At 52.3% G+C, this 5,746-nt stretch carries 6 protein-coding genes; 2 read left to right on the top strand and 4 right to left on the bottom strand.

Going from position 1 to position 5,746, the window contains the following annotated elements:
• A partial coding sequence (locus OP495_RS16150) for a gamma-glutamylcyclotransferase (RefSeq protein WP_280570726.1) occupies nt 1-496 on the top strand: 496 nt, incomplete at its 5' end.
• 76 nt (nt 497-572) lie between these two features.
• Here the strand turns inward: OP495_RS16150 and OP495_RS16155 are convergent.
• The 3 genes from OP495_RS16155 to OP495_RS16165 all read right to left on the bottom strand — a co-directional run bounded on the left by OP495_RS16155 (nt 573) and on the right by OP495_RS16165 (nt 4,400).
• Complete coding sequence (locus OP495_RS16155) at nt 573-2,444, bottom strand: TRAP transporter large permease subunit (RefSeq protein WP_280570727.1); 1,872 nt, start codon at nt 2,442-2,444, stop codon at nt 573-575.
• Between the two features lie 82 nt (nt 2,445-2,526).
• A complete protein-coding gene (locus tag OP495_RS16160; RefSeq protein WP_280570729.1) occupies nt 2,527-3,528 on the bottom strand; it encodes a TRAP transporter substrate-binding protein in 1,002 nt (333 codons plus the stop codon).
• A gap of 107 nt (nt 3,529-3,635) precedes the next feature.
• Nucleotides 3,636-4,400: an SDR family oxidoreductase gene (locus tag OP495_RS16165; RefSeq protein WP_280570730.1), complete on the bottom strand. Its 765-nt coding sequence runs from the start codon at nt 4,398-4,400 to the stop codon at nt 3,636-3,638.
• Nucleotides 4,401-4,649: 249 nt separating this feature from the next.
• Between OP495_RS16165 and OP495_RS16170 the strand changes: the two genes are divergently transcribed.
• Complete coding sequence (locus OP495_RS16170; protein ID WP_280570732.1) at nt 4,650-5,378, top strand: GntR family transcriptional regulator; 729 nt, start codon at nt 4,650-4,652, stop codon at nt 5,376-5,378.
• Between the two features lie 49 nt (nt 5,379-5,427).
• Here OP495_RS16170 and arfB read toward each other — a convergent pair.
• Nucleotides 5,428-5,746 (bottom strand): alternative ribosome rescue aminoacyl-tRNA hydrolase ArfB (gene arfB, locus OP495_RS16175; RefSeq protein WP_280570733.1); only part of this gene is annotated, 319 nt, incomplete at its 5' end.

Raw genomic sequence — 5,746 nt, forward strand, 5'->3', positions numbered from 1 at the left:
CTGGAAGGCGGATTTCCCGTTTCTGGAGAGCCGGCCTGCGCATATCACCGGCTGGGAACGGCGTTTCTGGCAGGGCTCGCATGACCACCGCGGCACGCCACAGGCGCCGGGGCGAGTCGCCACGCTGACCGAGCGCCCCGGTGCAATCTGCCACGGCATGGCTTACCGCATCACTCAGGACGTGCTCGGCCCACTGGATGTGCGCGAGAAAAATGGCTACCTGCGCGTGGCCACGCCGCTGCACTTCGATGATGTCGAGGGCGAGGACAACGTCGAGGGCCTGGTCTACCTCGCCAGCGAGGACAACGCCGCCTTCCTGGGTCCGGCGTCCGATACCACCATCGCCAAGCAGATCGCCGAGTCTCACGGCCCTAGCGGACCCAATCGCGATTACCTGCTCAATCTGGCCCAAGCGCTGCGCGAAATGGGCCACGACGACCCACACATCTTCGCCCTGGAACGTGAACTGCTCGCACTGCCCACTCAGCCGGCGTAAAACGACACGCCGGCTGAGGGTGGACTACGTCTCTAACTTGTCTCGCAGCATGCAAACCACATACTGTAGATACGTTTTATGATCCTCCCAGAAGCTCCCAAAGACCTACCGTCAGAAACGGAAATAGACATAGCAGAGCCACTACCACCATCGCCCCAGCAATAAATGGCACCACAGCCCTGAATACTGCTGAGGGTGAGACCTTGGCGATCTGGGATGAGATAAACACCAAAAGCCCCACTGGTGGAGAGACGCCGCCGAGCTGCAGAACAATGATCATAATGATACCGAGCTGAACAGGATCGACCCCAGCGTTGGTCATCATTGGCAAGAACAGTGGAGCGATAATCAACATCGCCGGGGTCAAATCGAGAAACATCCCCGCAGCAGCCAAGACCACCAGCAGAATGATGAACAGCCCAAGTTGGCCATCAACGATGGTGCTCGCCCAAGCGACAATATCCTGAGGCACTTGCTCGGCGATCAGGACCCAGGCGAAGGGCACCGAGGCAGCGATCAAAAAACCAACCAAGGCGGCGTCGGTCCCGCATTCGGCGAAGGCACGGTAGAATTTCTTCCAACCATATTCGCGGAATACAAACTTGCCGAGGACGAACGTCCAGATCAACGCTATGACCCCCGCCTCGGTAGCGGTGATAATGCCAAACCGAATTCCCCCCAGGACACCAACGGTAATTACCAGCACCGGTAAGGCACGCAGAAAGCTACGCCAAACATCGCTCCATGGGGCTCGAGCAGTGGCCGTCTGGTACTGACGACGCACCGAGATCAAGTAGGATACCCCCATCAGGACACCCGCACAGAGAATCGCTGGAAGGATACCGGCCATGAACAGCCGAGCGATGGAGACATTAGCCACCGACGCGTAAACCAGCATGGCAATCGCTGGCGGCACGACATTGGGAAGGATCGCCGATGAAGCCGTGACCGCACAGGAGAATGCCGGGGAATAGCCACGCTGAACCATCTCGGGAACCAGGATCTTGGTACTACTGGCAGCGTCGGCACTCGACGAGCCAGAAATACCACCCACCATCAGGCTGTTGAGTACGTTGACGTGGGCCAAGCCGCCACGTAAATGGCCAACCAGGCTAGAGGCAAAGTCGATTAGGCGCGTGGAGAGCCCTCCTAGATTGAGCAGGTAACCAGTCGAAAGGAAGAAGGGAATTGCCAATAGAATAAACTTGGTCGAGCCGGTGACCATGTTCTGAACTATCGCTGGCGCTGGAAGAATGAACGACGCCGAGTTAGCCAGGAAGACCCCGAACATCAAAGAAAAGGATACCGGCACACCAACACCCAGAGCCACGAAGAATGCGACCAGCATGATCAGGCTAGGCGAAACACCCTGTAATGGAGTCAGCAAGCCATGATCGAGACCTAGATAAAGCAGACCAGCAATAACCAGTGCAAGGAAGTTTCGGGCTAGAGTACGCGTGTTATCAGCATCTCGGGCAAGCAGGAATACCAAGCCAATCAGGCCAAATACCGGAATGACCGCATACTTATATGCCTTAGGCCACTCCAGGCTGACACTGACTCCGCCGACCATCTCGACAAGTTGGTAACCACTGAACATCATCATCATTACCGTCAGAGTCAAGATCAAGCTCTGGATAAAGCCCAGCAGGGCTGACGACCAACCAGACAAATTCTTGGTCAAGAAATCAGCAGCGACGTGGCGCTTCTGGCGGATCCCTAACGCCGCCCCGAGGAAGATCAACCAAGTGAACGACCAAACCGCGAACTCAGCGGTCCACGAAAAGGCGTCATTAAACACATAGCGCGAGATTACGCCGGCGAATACGACTATCGTCATCGCCAGCAAGTTCACGAAGATTAGTAGACGAACCACCGACTCCAGCCCAGCAGAGGCGCGACCAAGACTCGACAAAGGCAGCGTGTGTGAAAGGCGATAGGCTGACATTCGATACGCTCCAGAATGGCAACGCCATTGAGGTGGAATGGAACATGCGACCCCGCCAATGGGGCGGGGTCGCTTCCAGGGTTCAGTCGGCGTTCTCAATCAGCGAGACGAGTGCCTTGCCATTGGGAATTTTCTTGGTGTACTCCTCTCTGACTGGCTGCATGGCTTCTTTCCAAGGACCTTTATCATCAATCTCAATGATGGTGGCGCCGTCCTCGACAGTCTTGGCCAGCGCCGCTTTATCGTCTTGCTGACGCATAGCAGGTAGCTGCTCCTGAACTTCGTTGGCAGCCTTAGTGATTTCTTTCTGGTATTCCTCCGGCAAACGCTGCCACCAGCTTTGTGAAACTACCCAAGTACCCATCGCATAAACGTGTCCAGTTTTTACATAGTAAGGCGCAACTTCATAGAAGCGATTGGTAAGGTAATTAGTCGCTGTATTATCGAAAAAGTCGATCACCCCTGTCTGCATTGAGTTGTATATCTCAGGAGCTGGAATCGGCGTAGGGTTGGCACCGGCGGCCTTCCACATAGCCACGTGTAGAGGGCTCTGGATGACGCGCATCTTTTTTCCCTTGACGTCATCAATCGAGTGAATCGGAGTGCTGCTCATCAGCTGACGGATTCCATTGACCGAAAAGCCCATAAGATGAAACCCTTGTTCTTCAAACTTAGGCGCTAATTCATCAGTGAGGGGTTGGTTAATCGCCACCGCTTGTTCGTCACTGTTGATCAAATAAGGCAGGTCAAGGACCTGAACTTCGGGTACCCAAGAAGTCAGCACTGAGCTGGTAATGATCCCCATCTGTACGGAGCCGATCCTGATTCCCTCTGCCGACTCACTCTCACCACCGAGGACACTGTTAGGAAACAGCTTAATATCGACATTGTCATCAGTTCGCTCACGTACCATATCGGCAAATTTCTTTGCAGCAACGTACTTAGTATTACCCTCTGGCACGTCAAGCGAGAGCTTGGCGTTATACTCGGCTGCCAAGGCCGAAGTGCTAACGAAAGAAATAGCCAATGTTGATAGCAATGCAGTGAGTATTGGAAAGTTACGGAAGTAATATTTAATTTTCATGATACGAGTCCTATTGATGTTATGCTTTACATTTCAACGTGTAGGTTAGGAAGTTTGTCATTGTCATGAGCAGCCGCTCTATTCGCTAACCAGCATGTAATGGTATTTTAAAGTACAGCGAGCATGCCGCCATCGACGTAAATAATCTGACCATTGACATAGTTGGAAGCAGGCGATGCCAAATACACCACTGTCCCGACCAAGTCTTCAGGTGTTCCCCAGCGCCGCGATGGTGTACGCCCAGTAATCCAGCCATTGAAATCGGGATCATCTACTAGCGGTTGCGTCATCTCGGTAATCATATAGCCAGGACCAATCGCGTTGGACTGGATTCCGTGCTCTGCCCATTCCGCCGCCATCGACTGCGTCAGTAGCCGCACCCCACCTTTAGCAGCCGTATAGGCGCCTACAGTAGGACGAGCCACGGAACTCATCAGTGAGCCAATATTGATCATCTTGCCACCCTGTCCACGCTCCATCATTTGGCGTGCCACATTGCGACCGAGCAAGAAAGCGCTCGACAAGTTAGTGTTGATGACCGTATCCCACTCATTGCGAGTTAATTCTATCATCGGCTTGCGCAGTTGCATGCCCGCGTTGTTGACCAGGATATCAACATATACGCCATCACCCTTGAGATCGCCAAGGGCCTTTTCGATAGCGGCTTCGTCCGTAATGTCGAAGGAAATCTTCAATACATTGAATCCTTCACTGGACAATGCTGAGTGGGCCTCATGCAGCTTATCTTGATTGCGTCCATGCAAAATGACTTGGGCCCCAGCTTGTGCCAACCCCCTCGCCATAGCAAAGCCAAGACCCCCAGATGACCCCGTGATCAGTGCTGACTTACCTGATAGATCAAAAATCGTCATAAGCCGCTTACTCCCTTGCATCAGGATAGTTAAAGCTGTTGAATAACTGCATCGTCACCCCTAATTTCCAAAGTTTCAGAAGGAGGACCGCGGTCATTCACCCGAGCAACCAAGGTTAAACATTTACTGCGTGCCACCTTCGTCTAAGACTACTTTTATGCCTTTGGATTTCGTTGTCTAATAAGAAATATATCGTCAAATTTCACAGTATTCCATAATACTTAAGATTAACGCCGAAAAGGTAAATCAATGCCTAAAACACATAAATCAGCAGCTTACAGTAAATCCCAGGGAAATCTGGCTTATGATCGGCTTGAGTCAAGCATTGCTCATATGGATATTCAGCCAGGCGCCTTCATGACCATGGCCGACTTGCAGGAGGAGGTAGGGCTGGGCCGCACCCCAGTTTTGGAAGCTATTCGCAAACTGACTGATGATACCCTACTGGAGATGCAGGCAGGCATTGGGATACGTGTCACCCCTATCGACCTGGCAAGAGAGAAGCGATTGCTCAAGATCCGGCGTGATCTTGAGTGTTTTGTGCTTGAGATGGCTATTGAGAATGAAAGCGGTTTGGTGCGCAACCAGATGCACCATTTAATTCAAGCTTTGAACGAAGCCGAGTCGGATAATGACTTGCGTCGATTCAATGAACTTGATAAACGCATGGACCAGCTAATTCTTGAAGCTTCCAATGAACCTTTCGTAGCACGCACGCTACGACCATTGCATACTATATTTCGTCGCTTAGGATTTCTTTACCAAAGTCATTTAGGAGACAAAAAAACAATTAATACTAATATACTAATTCACATCAAGATCCTTAATGCTGTTCTCGATCGTGACGTCTCTTCTGCCATCTCCGCCAACCATGAGCTCATGGACTTTATGCATGCAATGTTCGAACCGCTGGACCGAAGACTAGAGCCTTCATTTTTTGACGTCAGTATCAAGCCATTAAATGCAGATCTTTACTGAGCTTCTGAAAGCTTAGCCAGCGTAAAACGACACGCCGGCTGAGAGTGGGTTAGGTCTCTACCTTGCCGCGCAAGGCTTTGGTCCTGCCCTTGCGGGTTTTCTTGTCGACACGGCGTCGCTTTGCGCCCTTGGAAGGCTGAGTGGGACGGCGCACCTTGTGCTGTTTTACCGCGTCCTGAATCAATGCCTTGAGACGCGCCAGCGCTTCTTCCTTATTGGCTTCCAGCGTGCGATAACGCTGCGCCTTGAGGATGATCACACCGTCCTTGCTAATACGCTGATCGGACAGCGCCATCAGACGTTCCTTGTAGAACGGCGGCAATGACGAGCGGGGAATATCGAAACGTAGATGCACCGCCGAGGCGACC

The organism is Chromohalobacter sp. 296-RDG, assembly GCF_029889885.1.
GTDB lineage: Bacteria > Pseudomonadota > Gammaproteobacteria > Pseudomonadales > Halomonadaceae > Chromohalobacter.

Coding starts and splice junctions, on each gene's coding strand:
- OP495_RS16155 (WP_280570727.1), bottom strand. CDS start 2,444: ATGTCAGCCTATCGCCTTTCACACACGCTGCCTTTGTCGAGTCTTGGT.
- OP495_RS16160 (WP_280570729.1), bottom strand. CDS start 3,528: ATGAAAATTAAATATTACTTCCGTAACTTTCCAATACTCACTGCATTG.
- OP495_RS16165 (WP_280570730.1), bottom strand. CDS start 4,400: ATGACGATTTTTGATCTATCAGGTAAGTCAGCACTGATCACGGGGTCA.
- OP495_RS16170 (WP_280570732.1), top strand. CDS start 4,650: ATGCCTAAAACACATAAATCAGCAGCTTACAGTAAATCCCAGGGAAAT.